At 68.4% G+C, this 16886-nt stretch carries 16 protein-coding genes; 8 read left to right on the forward strand and 8 right to left on the reverse strand.

All coding sequences use genetic code 11. The features are described 5' to 3' along the window. Positions 1-230: 230 nt before the first annotated feature. Both rsmI and AB0M45_RS15005 read left to right on the forward strand, forming a co-directional pair. Entirely contained in the window at positions 231-1067 is an 837-nt protein-coding gene (gene rsmI / locus AB0M45_RS15000; RefSeq protein WP_364328103.1) for a 16S rRNA (cytidine(1402)-2'-O)-methyltransferase, read from the forward strand. Between the two features lie 59 nt (positions 1068-1126). Further along, complete coding sequence (locus AB0M45_RS15005) at positions 1127-1879, forward strand: isocitrate lyase/phosphoenolpyruvate mutase family protein (RefSeq protein WP_364328106.1); 753 nt, start codon at positions 1127-1129, stop codon at positions 1877-1879. A gap of 35 nt (positions 1880-1914) precedes the next feature. On the opposite strand, the gene AB0M45_RS15010 is transcribed toward AB0M45_RS15005, so the two are convergent. Together AB0M45_RS15010 and metG are read right to left on the reverse strand one after the other, a co-directional pair. Further along, entirely contained in the window at positions 1915-2595 is a 681-nt protein-coding gene (locus tag AB0M45_RS15010) for a TetR/AcrR family transcriptional regulator (RefSeq protein WP_364328109.1), read from the reverse strand. A 214-nt stretch (positions 2596-2809) separates the two neighbouring features. Further along, positions 2810-4369, reverse strand: a complete 1560-nt coding sequence (metG, locus tag AB0M45_RS15015; RefSeq protein WP_364328112.1) for a methionine--tRNA ligase — start codon at positions 4367-4369, stop codon at positions 2810-2812. A gap of 138 nt (positions 4370-4507) precedes the next feature. Between metG and AB0M45_RS15020 the strand changes: the two genes are divergently transcribed. From AB0M45_RS15020 to rsmA, 3 genes are all read left to right on the forward strand, one after another. Continuing rightward, positions 4508-5335, forward strand: coding sequence for a TatD family hydrolase (locus AB0M45_RS15020; RefSeq protein ID WP_364328115.1), 828 nt, complete (start codon positions 4508-4510; stop codon positions 5333-5335). 177 nt (positions 5336-5512) lie between these two features. Beyond that, positions 5513-6640, forward strand: a complete 1128-nt coding sequence (locus tag AB0M45_RS15025; RefSeq protein WP_364328118.1) for a transglycosylase family protein — start codon at positions 5513-5515, stop codon at positions 6638-6640. A 12-nt stretch (positions 6641-6652) separates the two neighbouring features. After that, complete coding sequence (rsmA, locus tag AB0M45_RS15030; protein ID WP_364328121.1) at positions 6653-7534, forward strand: 16S rRNA (adenine(1518)-N(6)/adenine(1519)-N(6))-dimethyltransferase RsmA; 882 nt, start codon at positions 6653-6655, stop codon at positions 7532-7534. Between the two features lie 57 nt (positions 7535-7591). Here rsmA and AB0M45_RS15035 read toward each other — a convergent pair whose 3' ends face one another. Both AB0M45_RS15035 and AB0M45_RS15040 read right to left on the reverse strand, forming a co-directional pair. Then, positions 7592-7798, reverse strand: coding sequence for a copper ion binding protein (locus AB0M45_RS15035; protein ID WP_364328124.1), 207 nt, complete (start codon positions 7796-7798; stop codon positions 7592-7594). Between the two features lie 99 nt (positions 7799-7897). Then, entirely contained in the window at positions 7898-9709 is a 1812-nt protein-coding gene (locus AB0M45_RS15040) for an ABC-F family ATP-binding cassette domain-containing protein (RefSeq protein WP_364328127.1), read from the reverse strand. 272 nt (positions 9710-9981) lie between these two features. Between AB0M45_RS15040 and AB0M45_RS15045 the strand changes: the two genes are divergently transcribed. Continuing rightward, positions 9982-10830, forward strand: coding sequence for an LLM class flavin-dependent oxidoreductase (locus AB0M45_RS15045; RefSeq protein ID WP_364328130.1), 849 nt, complete (start codon positions 9982-9984; stop codon positions 10828-10830). Between the two features lie 18 nt (positions 10831-10848). Here the strand turns inward: AB0M45_RS15045 and AB0M45_RS15050 are convergent, their stop codons facing one another. Continuing rightward, a complete protein-coding gene (locus AB0M45_RS15050) occupies positions 10849-11784 on the reverse strand; it encodes a 4-(cytidine 5'-diphospho)-2-C-methyl-D-erythritol kinase (protein ID WP_364328133.1) in 936 nt (311 codons plus the stop codon). A 113-nt stretch (positions 11785-11897) separates the two neighbouring features. Continuing rightward, the gene (locus AB0M45_RS15055) at positions 11898-12650 is read right to left on the reverse strand and encodes an SDR family oxidoreductase (RefSeq protein ID WP_364328136.1); all 753 of its coding nucleotides are present in this window, start codon (positions 12648-12650) and stop codon (positions 11898-11900) included. Positions 12651-12728: 78 nt separating this feature from the next. On the opposite strand from AB0M45_RS15055, the gene AB0M45_RS15060 reads away from it, so the two are divergent. Beyond that, positions 12729-13322, forward strand: coding sequence for a TetR/AcrR family transcriptional regulator (locus AB0M45_RS15060; protein WP_364328139.1), 594 nt, complete (start codon positions 12729-12731; stop codon positions 13320-13322). Here the strand turns inward: AB0M45_RS15060 and AB0M45_RS15065 are convergent. Next, a complete protein-coding gene (locus tag AB0M45_RS15065; protein WP_364328142.1) occupies positions 13319-14212 on the reverse strand; it encodes an Abi-alpha family protein in 894 nt (297 codons plus the stop codon). The genes AB0M45_RS15060 and AB0M45_RS15065 overlap by 4 nt on opposite strands. Beyond that, positions 14203-15525, reverse strand: coding sequence for a hypothetical protein (locus tag AB0M45_RS15070; RefSeq protein WP_364328145.1), 1323 nt, complete (start codon positions 15523-15525; stop codon positions 14203-14205). Before AB0M45_RS15070 ends, AB0M45_RS15065 begins: the two co-directional genes overlap by 10 nt. A gap of 193 nt (positions 15526-15718) precedes the next feature. Between AB0M45_RS15070 and AB0M45_RS15075 the strand changes: the two genes are divergently transcribed. Continuing rightward, positions 15719-16591 (forward strand): Abi-alpha family protein, encoded by an 873-nt coding sequence (locus tag AB0M45_RS15075; protein ID WP_364328148.1) that lies wholly within the window; start codon positions 15719-15721, stop codon positions 16589-16591. Positions 16592-16886: the final 295 nt, after the last annotated feature.

Genomic DNA, 16886 nt, shown 5'->3' on the forward strand with positions numbered 1-16886 from the left:
ATCTGCGGACCCCGCGGACACGGACAAATCTCACCCGCCCAGGGATAGACCTGAGGCATACCCGGAATCCTCGCCGACGCCGGAATACGTGACCAAATGATTTCGTGAGAACATGGGTAACTCACCCGGGTACGCCCAGAACTCGAGCGGAACCCGACGCAGGACCTGAGCGTAATCCTGCGTCACCCAACTGGTACGGCCTGAATACTCGGAGAGGCGGGGGAGACAAGGTGACGCAGGGCAGGCTGGTACTCGCGGCGACACCGATGGGTGATGTCGGGGATGCCTCGCAGCGCCTGCGTGAGGTGCTGGCGACGGCCGATGTCGTGGCCGCCGAAGACACCCGTCGTACCAGGTCGCTGGCCAAGGCGCTCGGCGTGGAGATCACCGGGCGGGTGGTCAGCTTCTACGACCACGTGGAGACGGCGCGGATCCCGATGCTGCTCGACGAGATCGCGGCCGGGCGTACGGTGCTGCTGGTGACCGACGCCGGCATGCCGTCGGTCAGTGACCCCGGCTATCGGATGGTCGCGGCCTGCGTCGAGCGCGACCTTCCGGTGACGTGTCTGCCCGGCCCCTCGGCGGTGACCACGGCGCTGGCCTTGTCGGCCCTGCCGGTGGAACGGTTCTGCTTCGACGGATTCGCGCCACGCAAATCCGGCCAGCGCCGGGAATGGTTGCGCACCCTGGCCGCCGAGCCGCGTGCCTGTGTCTTCTTCGAGGCGCCGCACCGCCTCGCCGACTGCCTGGCCGACGCGGTCGAGATCCTCGGACCGGATCGTCGCGTGGCCGTCTGCCGGGAGCTGACCAAGACGTACGAGGAAGTGGTTCGCGGCACCCTCGCCGAACTCGCGGCCTGGGCGGTCGAGGGAGCGCGCGGGGAGATCACCGTGGTCCTGGCGGGCGCTGCGCCGGCTTCCGCCGACCCCACCGACCTGGTCGACGTGGTCGAATCCCTCATCGCCACCGGCCTCCGCCTCAAGGACGCCTGCGCCGAAGTCGCCGCCGTGCACGCCGTTTCCCGTCGCGAGCTCTACGACGCGGTCCTCACTGCCCGCCGCGGGTAAGTAATGGGGTGGCGCGCCTCATGTGTGCTCGAGGGCATGCGGCGGGCAAGATCGTCGGTATGACTTCTCTGGAGAACAAGGCCACGACGTTTCTCGGATTGCACGTGCCGGGGGATCCGGGAGTATTCCCGACGGTATGGGATGCCTGGTCCGCGAAAGTCGCCGTGGAGGCTGGTTTTTCGGCATTGACGGTCGGCAGTCATCCGCTGGCCGATTCGATCGGGCGCGCCGACGGGGAAGGGATGACCTTCGACGAGTCGATGACCCGGGTACGGCAGATCACGGCGGCGGTGGATGTGCCGGTGTCGGTCGACATCGAGTCGGGGTACGGGCTGGAGCCGGCGCGGCTGATCGAGGGGCTGCTCGAGGCGGGCGCGATCGGACTCAATATCGAGGACACCGTGCACAGCGAGGGCAAGCGGCTGCGCACCGCGCAGGAGCATGCCGACCTGGTGCACCGGTTGCGCGAGTCCGCCGACACCGCGGGCGTGCACGTGGTGATCAACGCGCGCACCGATCTGTTCCTGCGCAAAGACGGCGACGACGCCGACCGCGTCGACCGTGCCATCGAACGCCTGAAGCTAGCCGCCGAGGCCGGCGCCGACGTGCTGTTCCCGGTGGGCCGCCACGCCGAGGCCGACATGCGCCGCCTGACCGGCGAACTGCCGCTGCCGATCAGCGCCACCGTGCTCCCGGATCAGGCCGACAAGGCGGCACTCGCCGATCAGGGCGTCGCCCGCATCACCTTCGGCCCGTTCCTCCAGGCCGCTTTGACCACGGAGACCAACCGCCTGCTCGATCGCTGGAAGTGAGCGCGTCAGGCCGATACGGAGAGAGGCGGGGGAGCCTAAAGGCCCGGAGAGGCGGGGTAGCGCAAGCCCAGCGTGGTCATGACGAACTGGACGAACAGCGGCGCCAGTTCCGGTACCCGCGCGGGTCCGTCCGCGATGATGACGCGGCGCGTGCGCTCGCCGATCGCATCGGGGATCAGGGCGATCAACTCGTCCGAGACCTCCGGCAGCGTCGGATCCGCCGCGCGCGCCTCGTCGTAGAACAGCCGATACAGCTGGGCGAACCGGTCGACGGCCAGGTCACGGTAGCCGACGGCGGCCTGGTTCACTTTGAAGGACTCCACCAGCACCAGCCGCGCGAAATCCGGCTCGGTGGCGACGGTCCGGCAGAACGTGACGACGATCGACTCGATCTTCGCGTACGCGTCGGCGTCCGGCGGCAGTTGCGCGAGTTCTTCGGCGATCCGGGACGCCACGATGTCCACCCCCGTGTGCACGGCCTCGACGAAGCACTCCTCTTTGTTGGTGAAGTGCTCGTAGAAGGTGGTGCGCGAAACCCGGGCTCGCGCAACCAGATCCGTGAGTGTGGTGGCGGGATAGCCCTTGCTGTCGACACACTCCACCATGGCTTCGACCAGCCTGCCGCGCTGCGACGTGAGCACGGCTTCGCGCGCGGCGCGATGGCGCTCGGCGAAACCGGACCGCTGAACGGATGTCGTCGCCTGCTGCTGGCGCATGGGTGCCCTCTCTGTGCCGGAACCGATCCGAACGGAACGTCGACGTACCGATCGCACACGGCCCGGGGCGCTGCGCGGCCGCGAACCGGTGTTTCATTATCCGACAACGCATTCCACTGCGGGAAGGCAGGTGGTTCAGTGCCCGGCTCAGCCCCGGGAAAACAGTGCGAAAGGTGTTGCGCGCCTTGATATTCCGGCACGCAACACGTCCGCGTCAATCCTTCGGTTCGACGTACTTGGGGAAAACAGGTTCCGGCGCGGGCAGTGTCACATCGGGCTCGATCGGGGTCGCGATGTCGGCGAAGGCGCGGTCGCGCTGACCCAGTTGATCGAGGATGCGCCCCGCCGAACCCGGCATCACCGGCTGCACCAGGATCGCGACGATCCGCAGTACCTCGAGCGTCACGTACAGCACGGTGGCCTCGCGCGCGAGGTCCTCCGGCGTACCGGATTTTGCCAGCGCCCATGGCGCCTGGGCGGAGAAGTACTTGTTGGTTTCGCCGAGCGTCAGCCAGATCGCCTCCAGCGCGAGATGCATCTGCTGCGCGTCGAATTCGGTGCGGCAGCGCTCCAGCAGGCCGCCCGCGAGGTCGAGCAGGGCACGATCGTCGGCGGTGAACTCGCCGGGCGTCGGCACCACGCCGCCACAGTCGCGCGCGACCAGCTTGGTGCTGCGCTGCACCAGGTTGCCGAACTCGTTGGCCAGGTCGCTGTTGATCCGGCCGACGATCGCCTCGTGGCTGTAGCTGCCGTCCTGACCGTAGGAGATCTCGCGCAGCAGGAAGAAGCGCACCGCGTCCACGCCGTAGTTCTCGACCAACTCCAGCGGGTCGACCACATTGCCGACCGACTTGGACATCTTCTCGCCCTTGTTGTACAGGAACCCGTGCACGAACACGCGTTCGGGCAGCTCCACACCGGCCGACATCAGGAACGCGGGCCAGTACACGGTGTGGAACCGGGTGATGTCCTTGCCGATGATGTGCACGTCGGCGGGCCAGAACTTCCGGAACGCGGCGGATTCGGTGTCCGGGAAGCCGACGCCGGTGATGTAGTTGGTCAGCGCGTCCACCCACACGTACATGACGTGATCCGGGTGGCCGGGCACCGGCACACCCCAGTCGAAGGTGGTGCGCGAGATGGACAGATCCTTCAGCCCCGCCTTGACGTAGCTGACGATCTCGTTGCGACGCGTTGCCGGCGCGATGAATTCGGGACGCTCGTCGTAGAGCGCGAGCAGCTTGTCCTGGTAGGCCGAGAGCCGGAAGAAGTAGTTCGACTCCTCGGTCCAGGTCACCGGCGTCCTGGACTCGGTGGAGACGCGGGTGCCGTCCTCCAGCACCGTGGTCTCCTCGTCGGCGTAGAACGCCTCGTCGCGCACCGAGTACCAGCCCGAGTAGTTGCCCAGGTAGATGTCCCCGTTGGCGAGCATCCGCTCCCAGATCGCGGCGCTGGCCACCTGGTGGTCCGCGTCGGTGGTGCGGATGAACCGGTCGAAGGAGATCTCCAGCGTCTTGTCCAGCGCCTCGAACACATCGGAGTTGCGCGCCGCCAGCTCCCGCACCGGGATGCCCTCGGCGGTCGCGGCCTGCTGCATCTTCTGGCCGTGCTCGTCGGTGCCGGTCATGAAGAACACGTCGTACCCGTCGAGCCGCTTGAAACGGGCGATGGCGTCGGCCGAGATGTACTCGTACGCATGCCCGATGTGGGGCGCACCGTTCGGATAGGCGATGGCCGTGGTGATGTAGAAGGCGGGGCGGTCAGCTTCGCTCATGGTGCTGTCTACTGTAATGCGCGTGCATTCCTTCGCTCGCGTGAATATCCCCGGCGTCGCTCCCCGGGGCGACGCGCCCGCGCTGCGCGACCACCGCGCGCTCGGCGACCACCGCGCGCTCGGCAGGGGTGGCCGTCGATGAGCGCCGCACGTCCCGCGCCGGAGCTGCCGGAGCCGCTCGCGCCGATCGTGGACGCGCACACCCATCTCGACGCCTGTGGCGCGACCGACGCGGCCTCCACCGCCGCGATCGTCGACCGGGCCGCTTCGGTCGGCGTCGGCCAGGTGGTCACCGTGGCCGACGATCTGGCCGCGGCGCGGTGGGCGGTGCGGGCCGCGCACTGGGACGATCGCGTGTTCGCGGCCGTCGCACTGCATCCGACCAGGGCGAACGTGCTCGACGACGAGGCGAAGGCCGAGCTGGAGCGCCTGGCCGCCGACCCGCGCGTGGTCGCCGTCGGCGAGACCGGCCTCGACTACTACTGGCCGGGCAAGCTGGACGGCTGCGCCGATATCGAGACCCAGATCGAGGGTTTCCGCTGGCATATCGACCTGGCCAAACGGGTCCGCAAGCCGCTGATGATCCACAACCGCGAGGCCGACCACGACCTGCTGACGGTGCTGCTGGACGAGGGCGCGCCGGACACCGTGATCTTCCATTGCTTCTCCTCGGACACGAACATGGCGCTGTCCTGTGTGGCCGAGGGCTACATCCTGAGTTTCTCCGGGACGGTGAGTTTCAAGAACGCGCACGAACTGCGCGAGGCGGCTCAGGTCGTGCCCGACGATCAGATCCTGGTCGAGACGGACGCGCCGTATCTGACCCCGCATCCGTTCCGTGGCGCGCCCAACGAGCCCTACTGCCTGCCCTACACGGTGCGAGCGCTGGCCGCGTTGCGCGAGCAGGATCCCGCGGAATTGGCGAAGATCACCACCGCCAACGCGCGTCGCGTCTACCGCATCTGAGTACCCGGCGGCCGGGTGCTGACAAGAGCCTGCCATCCCAAATGTGTTCTATGTCACGTTTGGTATCTCGTTCCGTGATTTACCTGCGCAGTCGATATCTGATCGTGATATTGAAAAGCCCCTGTTCCGGAGCTTGCGGTTGTCGGGTCTCGGCACGCTCGTTATCGTGCTGTGACCATGTCACCCTTTACGCGGATCAACCAGTCGCGGTCCCCGCTGCTGTACCTCGCGGTCGGGGCGCTGCTGCTGACGCTGATCGTCGGCGCGGGCCTGGCGATCGTGAACCGCAAGACGGTGACCGTCGTCGTGGACGGCGAGAAGCTGTTGCAGACCACCATGTCGCGCGACGTACGCGGGGTCTTGAAGGCCGCGGGCTTCGCCGTGACCGACCGGGACAAGGTCGCTCCCGCGTTGGCCGCGCACATCGGCAACGGCGCGACGATCACGCTCAATCGCGCTCGTGAGGTCGACCTCTCGGTCGACGGCTTGACGCGGAAGGTGTGGACCACCGGTGTGACCGCCGGGGAGGCGCTCGAGCAGCTGAAGATCCCGAAAGAGGTGTACGTCTCGCCCGCGCGCGAGGAGAAGCTGCCGTTGCAGGGCGCGGCACTGCTCATCGCGACCCCGCGAACGGTTTCGCTGCTCGACGGCATCGGCAACCCGGTGGACGTTCGCCTGGCCGCCCCCACGGTCGGTGAGTTCCTGAAGGTCGCGGGCATCCCGCTGATGGAGCAGGACTCCGTTGAACCCGCCGCGTCCGCCCCGCTGACGAATGGCCTGCACATCACGGTGACGCGCAAGCGGGTCGAGCGGCACACCGAGACGGTGCCACTGGATCCGCCGGAGAACGTCATCGAAGACCCGACCTTGAACATGAGCCGCACCGTGGTGGAATCACCCGGCAAGCCCGGCGTCCAGGACGTCACGTTCGCGGTCACCATGGTCAACGGCCAGGAAGTCGACCGCACGCCGATCGATTCGACGGTAACCGTCGCCGCACAGCCGAAGACCGTCCGCAAGGGCGCCAAGCCGGGCACCGAGGTGCCGCCGGTGCGCGACGGCGCGATCTGGGACGCGCTGGCCCGCTGTGAGTCGACCGGCAACTGGTCGATCAACACCGGCAACGGCTACTACGGCGGCGTGCAATTCGACCAGGGCACCTGGGAGCGGCAGGGCGGTTTGCGGTACGCGCCGCGCGCCGACCTCGCGACCCGGGAAGAGCAGATCGCCATCGCCGAGATCACCCGGCAACGGCAGGGCTGGGGGGCATGGCCCGCCTGCACCAGTCGGCTGGGGCTCGGTTGATAGATTCTCGAGGTGCCCGAACCTGAGATTGCCGCTCGCGGAAATGCCGCGCTGCTCGGTCCCGCCGAGGTGCGCGTGCTGGCCGAACGGTTCGGGATCCGGCCGACCAAGCAGCTCGGGCAGAATTTCGTGCACGACGCGAACACGGTGCGGCGAATCGTCGCCGCCGCGGGAGTGGGGCGTGCCGACGTGGTGCTCGAGGTCGGACCGGGGCTGGGTTCGCTGACTCTCGCGCTGCTGGATGTGGTGGGGTCGGTGGTCGCCGTCGAGATCGATCCCGTGCTCGCGCGGAATCTTCCCGTGACTGTCGCGGATCGGGCGCCGGAACTGGCGGCACGGTTGTCGGTGGTCGAGGCGGACGCGCTGCGCGTCACCGCCGCGGATCTCCCCGCCGTGCCGACCGCGCTGGTGGCCAACCTGCCGTACAACGTCGCGGTGCCCGTGCTGCTGCATCTACTGGCCGAATTGCCGAGCATCGCGGTGGCTTTGGTGATGGTGCAGGCCGAGGTGGCCGATCGGCTCGCCGCGGAGCCCGGTGGCCGCATCTATGGCGTGCCGAGTGTGAAGGCGGGCTTCTTCGGCACGGTCCGGCGCGCGGGCGCGGTCGGCACCCAGGTGTTCTGGCCGGTGCCGCGGGTCGAGTCGGGACTGGTCCGGATCGAACGTTTTGCCGAGCCGCCGTGGCCGATGGATGACGAGCATCGCCGCCGGGTCTTCGAAGTCATCGACGCCGCCTTCGCGCAGCGCCGCAAGACCCTCCGCGCCGCACTCGCCGCTTGGGCGGGCTCGCCCGCCGAAGCCGAACGCCGCCTGCTCGCCGCCGGAATCTCGCCCACCGCCCGCGGCGAGACCCTCGACGCCGCGGCCTTCGTCCGTCTGGCGGCCCAGGCGTAACGCTCCCGAACTGCAGTGGCTCCTCGCGGTGTGCGAGGAGCCACGCGGAGAAGGGGGTCAGACGGCGACTTCGTAGCCCGCCTCGTCGACGGCGGCGACGATGTCGGCCTCGGCGATCGGCGCGGTGCTGCCGACCCGGACCCCGCCGCTGGCGAGATCGACGTCGACACTGGTGACACCGTCGATCTTGCCGATCTCGGTCTTGACGGAGCTGACGCAGTGCCCGCAAGTCATTCCCGTGACGGTGTAGGTGGTAGTGGGCATGTCCGACTCCTTCGCTCCGTGGTGATCATACGGCCGGGGGGTACCCGACCTCTGAAAACATACCCCCTTGGGGTATAGAGCGCAATGGTGATCGATGACCTACACGCCCTCGGCCAGCTCTAGCCAGCGCTCCTCGGCGATCTCCTTCTCCGCGAGGACCTGCTCGAGTTCCGCGCCCAAGGTGACCAGCTTGCCCGGATCGGTGACGGCGTCGGTCAATGCGGCGTGCAGACGCTGCTCGCGGTCGGACAGTTTGTCGATGGCTCGTTCCAGGCGGGTCAGCTCTTTGCGGGCGGCGCGGTAGGCCGCGGAATCGGTGGCGGGGGCGTCGGTGGGCTTGGCCTCCGGTGCCGTCGCGCGGGTTCGCCCGGCGGTGAGCGCGGCGCGCTTGGACAGGTACTCCTCGATGCCGCCGGGCAGGTTGGTGAGCTTGCCGTCGCCGAACAGCGCCCAGGTGGAGTCGCAGATGCGCTCGATGAGGTAGCGGTCGTGACTGATCACGACCAGCGTGCCCGCCCAGTTGTCGAGCAGGTCCTCCAGCTGTTGCAGCGTGTCGATGTCCAGGTCGTTGGTCGGCTCGTCGAGCAGCAGGACGTTCGGCTCGGACATCAGGATGCGCGTCAGCTGCAGGCGGCGGCGTTCGCCGCCGGACAGGTCGCCGACCGGCGTGCGCTGGCGGGCGGGGGTGAAGCCGAGCCGCTCGGCCAGCTGGCCCGCGGAGATCTCCTTGTCCCCGAGCATGATTCGCTGCGCAACCTGCTGCACCGCCTCCAGCACGCGCAGATCGGTCGGCAGGTCGTCGAGTTCCTGGCGCAGCCAGCCGATCTGCACGGTCTGGCCCTGGATGCGCTTGCCCGCGGCCAGCGCCGAGCCGTTCGGCCCGGTGTCTCCGGCCAGCGCGCGCAGCAGCGTCGTCTTACCCGAACCGTTGACGCCAACCAGGCCGACGCGTTCGCCCGGCGCCAGCCGCCAGGTCAGATCGCGGACCAGTTCCCTGCCGTCCGGAGTGGCGAGCGTGGCGTCCTCGAGTTCGACGACGACGCGCCCGAGGCGCTTTCGCGCGAACGCGGCCAGCGAGACGCTGTCGCGCGGCGGCGGCACATCCGAGATCAAGGCTTCCGCGGCCTCGACCCGGTAGCGCGGCTTGGAGGTGCGGGCCTGCGGGCCGCGCCGCAGCCAGGCCAGTTCCTTGCGAGCCAGGTTGCGCCGCCGCGCCTCGGAGGCGTCCGCCTGGCGGGCGCGCTCGGCGCGGGCGAAGATCCAGTCGCCGTAACCGCCCTCGTAGCTTTCCACCTTGCCACCGACCACTTCCCAGGTGTTGGTGGCGACGGTATCGAGGAACCAGCGGTCGTGGGTCACCACGACCAGTGCGCTGCGGCGGCTCAGCAGGTGTTCGGCCAGCCACTGCACGCCCTCCACGTCGAGGTGGTTGGTCGGCTCGTCCAGTACCAGCAGGTCGAGCTCGCGCACCAGCGCGGCGGCGAGCGCGACCCGGCGCCGCTCGCCCCCGGAGAGATTGTCGACCAGGGTGTCCATGCCGAGACCGGCGATGCCGATGCCCTCCATCACCGAGCGGATCCGTGGGTCGGCTGCCCATTCGTGTTCGGCGACCTGGTCGGTCATCGCGTCGTCGGCGAGACCGGCCAGGACCACCGAGCCCACCGTCGCGCCCTCGGGCAGTGTGCCGCGCTGGGTGACCACCGCCATGCGCAAGCCGCCGAGTCTGCTGACCCGGCCGCTGTCCGGCTCCTCGATGCCGGTGAGTACCTCGAGCAGGGTGGTCTTGCCGCCTCCGTTGAGGCCGACGACCCCGATCCGTTCGCCCGCGTGCACGCCGAGCGACACGTTGTCCAGCAACGGCTTGATCCCGAAGCTCTTGTGGACCTGTTCGAGATTGATCAGGTTGGACATGGATCCTTCCGTGTCGTGCGGCGACGCGCCGATGATTGCCCCGAGCCAGCGTACCGACCGGCGTGGACGGGTCGCTGTCCCGGCGAGCGGGAGCGCTTGCGGAACGAACAATGTTCGTTTAGATTCTTCTCGACGAACAACGTTCGTTCCAAGGAACCGATCCGGCGCTCCCCAGAAGTAAGCCGCAGAATGGGAGCCCCACCTCGTTCGCTTCGAGGTGTTCGGTGGGCGGCACTGTTTCCATTCCGCTTTGCTCCCTCTGGAGGATCCCCATGCATGTCGGCCTCGGCCTGCCCATCTCCGATCCCGCCGCTCTGCTCGACTGGGCCCGGCGCGCCGACGCGGGCCCTTTCCGCACGCTCGGCTTGCTCGACCGGTTGGTGTACGACAACCCCGAACCGCTGATCGCGCTTGCGACGATCGCCGGGGCGACCACCAGGCTCGGGGTCCAGACCGAAGTGCTGCTCGCGCCGCTGCGTGACCCGGTGCTGCTCGCCAAACAGGTCGCGACGCTGGACCGGATGGCCGGCGGACGCCTGGTGCTCGGTCTCGGCGTCGGCGGGCGCGCCGACGATCACCATGCCTCCGGCGCCGACCTGCGCACCCGCGGTCGCCGCCTCGACGAGCAACTCGCACTCATGCGCCGACTGTGGTCCGGTGCGCCCTACAGCGACGAGTGCGGTCCGGTCGGACCCGCGCCGCTGCGGCCGGAAGGCCCCGAAATCCTGTTCGGCGGTTTCCGGCCCGCGGCGCTCGAGCGAGTGGGCCGTTGGGGTGGAGGGTTTCTCGCCGCCGCGCCACCATCGTGGGCGGGCGGCCTGTTCGAGACCGTGCGCCGTTCCTGGACGGACCACGGTAGGTCCGGCGTGCCCCGCATCGTCGCCCAGGTGAACGCGGCGCTCGGCCCGCAGGAGGTCATCGATGACGCCCGCGCCGCGATGGGCGCCTACTACCGGTTCACCGGACGCGCCGAGTCCATGGTCTCCGGAATGCTCACCACTCCGGACGAAATTCGCACGGCCATGGCTCAATTCGAGGATCTCGGTGCCGACGAGGTGATGCTCTACTGCTACGGACGCGATGCCGACCAGGTCGATCGGCTGGCCGACGTCGTCTCCTGACCCGATGGGCGTGCGAAGTCAGTGTTTCCCGGACGCGTCGGCGGTCAGAATGCGCGCCCCCGGCACCGGGCCGCTGGCCGTCCGGACGCTGCGGCACACGCCCGCGCCCGCGAGTTCGGCCGCCACCGATATCGCCGATTCCTCGCTCTCGCACAAGAACGCGCAGGTGGGTCCGGAGCCGGACACCAGCCCGGCCAGCGCGCCCGCGGTGACGCCCGCGCGCAGGGTGCGGCGTAGCTCCGGCTTCAGCGACAGCGCCGCCGCCTGCAAATCGTTGCCGAGCAGGGGGGCGAGCTGGCGTGGATCACCGGAGGCCAGTGCCTGCATCAGCCGTTGCGGCTCGCCGAGCCGAGGGGGTTGGCCGTGCTCACGCAGCCGGTCGAGCTCGGCGAAAACGGCCGGAGTGGGCAGGCCGCCCTTCGCGAAGGCGAGCACCCAGTGAAACGTATTGCGGGACAGCACCGGGAGCAGGCGTTCCCCCCGGCCGGTGCCGAGCGCGGTGCCGCCGTGCAGCGCGAACGGGACGTCGCTGCCGAGTTCGGCGGCCACCGCGGTGAGTTCGTCCCGGGACAAGCCCAGATCCCACAGCTCGTTCAGGCCGACCAGCGCCGCGGCGGCGTCCGCGCTGCCGCCCGCCATGCCGCCTGCCACCGGAATGCCTTTGCTGATAGCGATTTCCACCAGGGGTGCGCGGCCGCCCAGGTGCGCGAGCCGGACGGCCGCCTTCCACACCAGGTTCGTCCGGTCGGTCGGCACCTCCGCGGCGCCCTCGCCGGTGACTCGAACGGCGAGCGATGCCGCCGGCGCGATCTGCAGATCGTCACTCAGCGACAGCGCCTGGAATACCGTGGTCAGGTCGTGATAGCCATCGGCGCGCAGGTCGCCGACTCCGAGATGGAGGTTCACCTTCGACGGCGCGCGCACGGTGACGGGACTCGGCACTACGGACAACACGGTGCTCAAGCCTAATGGGCGCAGCCGGACGAAGGCGGCCCGAAGGTCGCGCTGGGCCGAGGGAAGGCTGAGGCACCCGCCGAGCGAAGGCGAGGCAGCCGCCTTCGGATCGTTTACAGCAGCGCGCCGCCGGTGGCGTCGATCCACTGTCCGGTGACCCACCGCGCGTCGTCGGAGGCGAGGAAAGCGACGATGTCGGCCACATCGGCGGACTGCCCCACCCGCTGGAACGGTGACATCGCCGCCACCGTCGCCGCGACTTCGGGATCGCGCAGCCAGCTCGCGTTCATATCGGTGTCGATCACTCCGGGCGCGACCGCGTTCACCGTGATGCCGCGCGCGCCGACCTCCTTGGCCAGCACGCTGGTGAAGCTGTCGATCGCGGCTTTGGTCATGGTGTAGGCGATCAGCTGCGGCATGTGCGCGCCGCGGGTGAGACCGGTGGAGATGTTGATGATCCGGCCGCCCGCGCGCAACCGGTCCAGGCCGAGGCGAGTGATGAAGAACGGCGCCTTGGCGTTGACCGCGAACACCCGGTCGAACGCCGTCTCGTCGGTTCCGGCGATCGGCTCACGGATGCCGTCGATGCCCGCGTTGTTCACCAGGATGTCCAGCCCGTCGGCGTGTGCGTCGAAAGCGGCCCACAGGGTGGCGGCGTCGCCGGGCACACCCAGTTCGGCGCGGATCGCGAACGCTTCGCCGCCCGCGGCCTCGATCGCGGCGACGCTCGTCTTGGCCGCCTGCTCGTTGCCGTTGTAGTGGACCGCGACCCGTGCGCCCTCGCGCCCGAGCCGTTCGGCGATGGCCCGTCCGATTCCCCGGCTGGCTCCGGTGACCAATGCCGTCTTCCCTGTCAGCGTGCCCATACCGGGCCCCTTTCTCTAGCGGTCGCTACAGAAAGAAAAAGTAGCACATTGTCTAGTGACCGCTATAAAATTATCGGCATGGGTACGACGACCCGGGGACGACCCCGATCCTTCGATCGGGACGCCGCGCTGGAGCAGGCCATGCGGCTGTTCTGGGCGCGCGGGTACGAGGCCACCTCCATCGGCGACCTGACCGCGGCCATGGGCATCGGGGCGCCGAGCCTGTACGCGGCGTTCGGTGACAAGAAGACGCTGTTCGGCGAGGCGGTGCGAAGTTTCGGCGCGCGCTACGGCGGATTCGTCACACGGGCGCTAGCTGAAGAGAGCACCGCGGAGGCCGCCGTTCGGCGCATCCTGCGCGAGGCGGCCACGGAGTACACTCGGCCGGATTGCCCGCACGGTTGCTTGGTGATCAGCGCGGGCGTCAACACGACCAGCGCCGAGATCGCCGACATGCTCCGCGATATGCGCAACCGGAACATCGACAGATTCGCCGCCCGCATACAGGCCGACATCGACGCGGGCTTCTTGCCGCGACATCTGGACGCGCGCACGCTCGCCCGCTACGTCGGCACGGTCATGCAGGGCATGTCCCAGGCGGCCAGGGACGGCGCCAGCCGGGCGGAACTCGAGCGGGTGGCCGAGCTGGCGATGCGAGGGTGGGCGGCCTAGTGCCCGGAGGCGCGCCCGTCCTGCACGACCACCGGCAGACAGCTGCGCACGAAGTCGGCGCCGAAGTCGGTGAGTACCACGCTGCGGTAGATCACCTTGGTACCGAATCCGGACCGCTTCAGCTTCTCTCGCACCACTGACTGCGCCTCCAGTACTTGGTAGCGGTTCGGGTTGCCGACCGGCTCGCGCGCGTGCTCGACCAAGCCGAGTCTGCGCAGGTTGGTCAGGTACTGCTGGATTCGGTTCGGGAAGCGCAGGCCGGCATGCTCGCCGATCAGTGTGAGCATCGAGCCGACGCGTTCCGCCCCGAGCGCGCGCGGGCGTCCGGTGCGGATGTCGATCGAGGGCTGTGGTCCATCCAAGTGCAGGAAGCGCAGGATGCGTGCCTCGTCCGGGGTGAGTTCGGCCAGCATGCCCGCGAAGGCCGGGTGGTTGTCGTCCTCGCCGTGGGCGCTGGCCGACAACCGCAGCAGCGCGGCACCCTGCTCGCGCAGCGTCGGCACGCTCTGCCCGGTGGACGGTTGTGTGACGGCCGGGATGCCGAGCGCACGGCGCATCGCGCCACGGACCTCGGATTCGGCCTGGGCGAGCACTTCTCGGGGCGGTGCGCCCTCGATGCTGCGCCGCACGACGGTCGAGGTGACACCGACCGCGGTGCCGACACCCCAGGCGGTCACGCCCGTGACGGCGCTCCACGCGACCCTTGCGACGCCCGTAGCGGCGCGCACGGTAGCCACGGGAACCGTTACCGGTCTGGATGATTCGTCGGAACGAGTGATGTCCGAGGCAGGCCGCCGGGCGATTTCCCGTGATGGCTCGGCGTTCGCCTCCGTCGCATCGCGGTGCTCGACGGCCTGGAGATCGCCGTCGTCCGGACCCGCTACAGCCATGATGTCGCCACTCCCGTTCCGAAGATCAGGATATGAGCGTATCCGGCGAACAGCCCCAGCACACCGCCATGGACGAAAAGCAGCCATTCATCCTGTTTGATCGCGGCACGCAGCATGTCGACGAAGTCCGGTGGCGACAGCGCCGACATCTGCCTGGCGATGTATTCGTTGATCTGCCGGCCCTGGCGGACGTTGAACTCCGGGTCGGCGAACGCGATCGGCGCGATGGCCATGGCCTCGGTGGTCAACGTCGTCTGTAGCGAGTCGTAATCGCGACTGCCGAGCATGAACTTGACCGCGGGCCGCGCGGGTCCGAGCGCGCGGTCGGCGGCGGGACGCAGCGTGTCCTCGAGCATCTGCATGGTGCGATCCGAGCGCGGACCGTTGAGCAACTCGTCGCCGATATTCGCCACCGTGATCACCTGGCTGGAAACCAATTCCGCATAGCCGTCGGTGATTTCGGATTTGCGTTTGATCAGCAGGCCCTGCCGCCACGGGCACCACCACTTCGGATAGGCGGGCGCGAAGATCATATTGATGCCGATCCAGTTGACCACCCAGCCGATGATCACGCCGCCGATCGGGAGCACGACCAGACTCGCCCATCCGGTCAGATGCAGGACGGCGACCAGCACCGCGCCCATGGGCGCGCCGAAGTAGAAACCGAAGTTCTGCATGAAACGCAGTTCCTTGGCGCCGAGCACCTGGAACAGCGTGTTGAGCAGGTGCGGCCTGGCCTGGAAGTAGCGGATCACCATCTGCTTCACATCGAGCAGTTGATCGATATTCGCGCCCAATTCCTCGGTGAGCTCGCGCAGGATCTCCGGCAACTGCTGGCGCACCCGCTCGTGGATCACGTCGCGCACCTGGGTGGGCAGGTTGTACCAGAGCTGCGGATGCTCGCGCCGCAGGATGTCCTCGACGATGTCCTTGATCTGCGTGTCGGCGATGCTCGCGAGGTGCTCGGCCAGCTTGTCCGGCTCGAGCTCACGGTAGAAGTCGGCGACGCTGCCGAGTTTGGCCAGGCCCTTGTCGACCGCGATGCTGGCCATCTTGTCCGCGCGCGAGGGGACGATGCCCTGCCAGCCGAATCGGCCGTCGTAGCTGAGCAGCGGGAGAACTTGAATTCGCTTGGGCAGGAATGGGTACAGCGCGCGCAGGCCGGGAACTCGGAAGCCATGGAAGGCGACCGGCTTGAACAGCATGAGCACGCCGGTCCAGTTGGTGATGTAGCCGATGACACCGGTGAATAGAGGTATGGTGACGAGTTCGAGCAGGATCGTGGGGTGGATTCCGAATACGCTCTCCAACACGACACCCTCCTGCCGACACCCCGGTGATCGCCGCCTCACCGGCACCCAAAACTAGCACCCGCTCGGCAAAGAAACCCTATTGTGCGCCGCGAGCCGGTCGCACTGTCCGAGTCAGGGCGTTGCGAATGACCCGCGACACAAGGGGAAGTAATCTGTGGGGCGGATTCGTTCACCCGGCGATATCGGAGAAAATGTGACAGACGACAGGACCGGACGGGACGTGACCCGGGCCGGTTACCGCTCCGTCGAGCGCAGTTCGGATGTCGAACAGCGGCAGATCAGCAACGAAGCGAGGCTGATCCGCGGCGTGTTCCGCGCGGCAGGACTGGCCGCGGGTAGCGTCGTGCGCGGCAGCCAGTGGGCCGTCGGTACCACCTTCGAGGTCACCAAGGAGATCACCCAGGCGGCGCTGGACGGCGAGTCCTCGGCCGAGATCGCCGAGCGGACCGGAAACGCGTTGCGCTCCATCGCCCGCAGCGCCCTCGGCGTCACCGAGGGTTCGGTGCGGGAGATCGTCAGCTACGTCCCGACATCCAACGGCGCGCAACAGGCGCTCGCGGTCGGTTCGCACCTCCGCTCGGCTACCACCGAGGAACTGCGCCGCCGCGGTGACTCGCTGCTGGCCAGGTCCGCCGACGTCTACTTCACCGAGGACGTGCACCCGGCCTACGACCGCATCCTCGACGAGCTCGCGCCCGACGAGGCCCGCATCCTGCGCTTCATGGCGCTCAACGGCCCGCAACCGTCGGTCGACGTGCGCACCAACCGTCCATTGGGGATCGGCTCGGAACTCGTGCAGGGCGATCTCACCTCGGTGCCCGACCAGGCAGGTGTGCGCTACCCGGACCGCGCGCGGATGTACCTGATCAACCTCAACCGTCTCGGACTGACCCTGACCTCCGATGATCCGGTGGTGCTGAGCCGGTACATGGTGCTCGAGGTCCAGCCCGTGGTGGAGGCGGCGCTGAAGAAAGCGGGCCGGGCGCCGAAGATCGTCCGCAAGAGTCTTCGGCTCACCGAGTTCGGCGAGGATTTCTGCCGCACCTGCTTCACGATCGGAAGCTGACCCCGGGTCCGTCGATATTCGCCGGAATGTTGCCCTAACCGTGATAGCAATCTGATACAACCCTCCCAATTCCAGACTCGGGGTGGGATTGTTGAGGGTATGGATCAGGGAACCGGCGGGCAGGGGCGCGGCGACCCAGCTGTGGGCATCGCTGCGCAAGTGCGTACTGGCCGGGGCGCGGGCTCCGGTGGGCAGGGGCGCGACGACCCGGGATTCCACCCGGGCCGGCAACAGCGCGGCAGCGTGGGAATCGATCCCGGTAGACCGGAGCGGGCAGCTCCGGACGTCGACCAAG

It is taken from the genome of Nocardia sp. NPDC051787 (assembly GCF_040681325.1).
Lineage (GTDB): Bacteria > Actinomycetota > Actinomycetes > Mycobacteriales > Mycobacteriaceae > Nocardia.

Coding starts and splice junctions, on each gene's coding strand:
- AB0M45_RS15020 (WP_364328115.1), top strand. CDS start 4,508: ATGAGCGCCGCACGTCCCGCGCCGGAGCTGCCGGAGCCGCTCGCGCCG.
- AB0M45_RS15040 (WP_364328127.1), bottom strand. CDS start 9,709: ATGTCCAACCTGATCAATCTCGAACAGGTCCACAAGAGCTTCGGGATC.
- AB0M45_RS15025 (WP_364328118.1), top strand. CDS start 5,513: ATGTCACCCTTTACGCGGATCAACCAGTCGCGGTCCCCGCTGCTGTAC.
- AB0M45_RS15045 (WP_364328130.1), top strand. CDS start 9,982: ATGCATGTCGGCCTCGGCCTGCCCATCTCCGATCCCGCCGCTCTGCTC.
- AB0M45_RS15005 (WP_364328106.1), top strand. CDS start 1,127: ATGACTTCTCTGGAGAACAAGGCCACGACGTTTCTCGGATTGCACGTG.
- AB0M45_RS15035 (WP_364328124.1), bottom strand. CDS start 7,798: ATGCCCACTACCACCTACACCGTCACGGGAATGACTTGCGGGCACTGC.
- AB0M45_RS15010 (WP_364328109.1), bottom strand. CDS start 2,595: ATGCGCCAGCAGCAGGCGACGACATCCGTTCAGCGGTCCGGTTTCGCC.
- AB0M45_RS15065 (WP_364328142.1), bottom strand. CDS start 14,212: ATGGCTGTAGCGGGTCCGGACGACGGCGATCTCCAGGCCGTCGAGCAC.
- AB0M45_RS15055 (WP_364328136.1), bottom strand. CDS start 12,650: ATGGGCACGCTGACAGGGAAGACGGCATTGGTCACCGGAGCCAGCCGG.
- AB0M45_RS15060 (WP_364328139.1), top strand. CDS start 12,729: ATGGGTACGACGACCCGGGGACGACCCCGATCCTTCGATCGGGACGCC.
- metG (WP_364328112.1), bottom strand. CDS start 4,369: ATGAGCGAAGCTGACCGCCCCGCCTTCTACATCACCACGGCCATCGCC.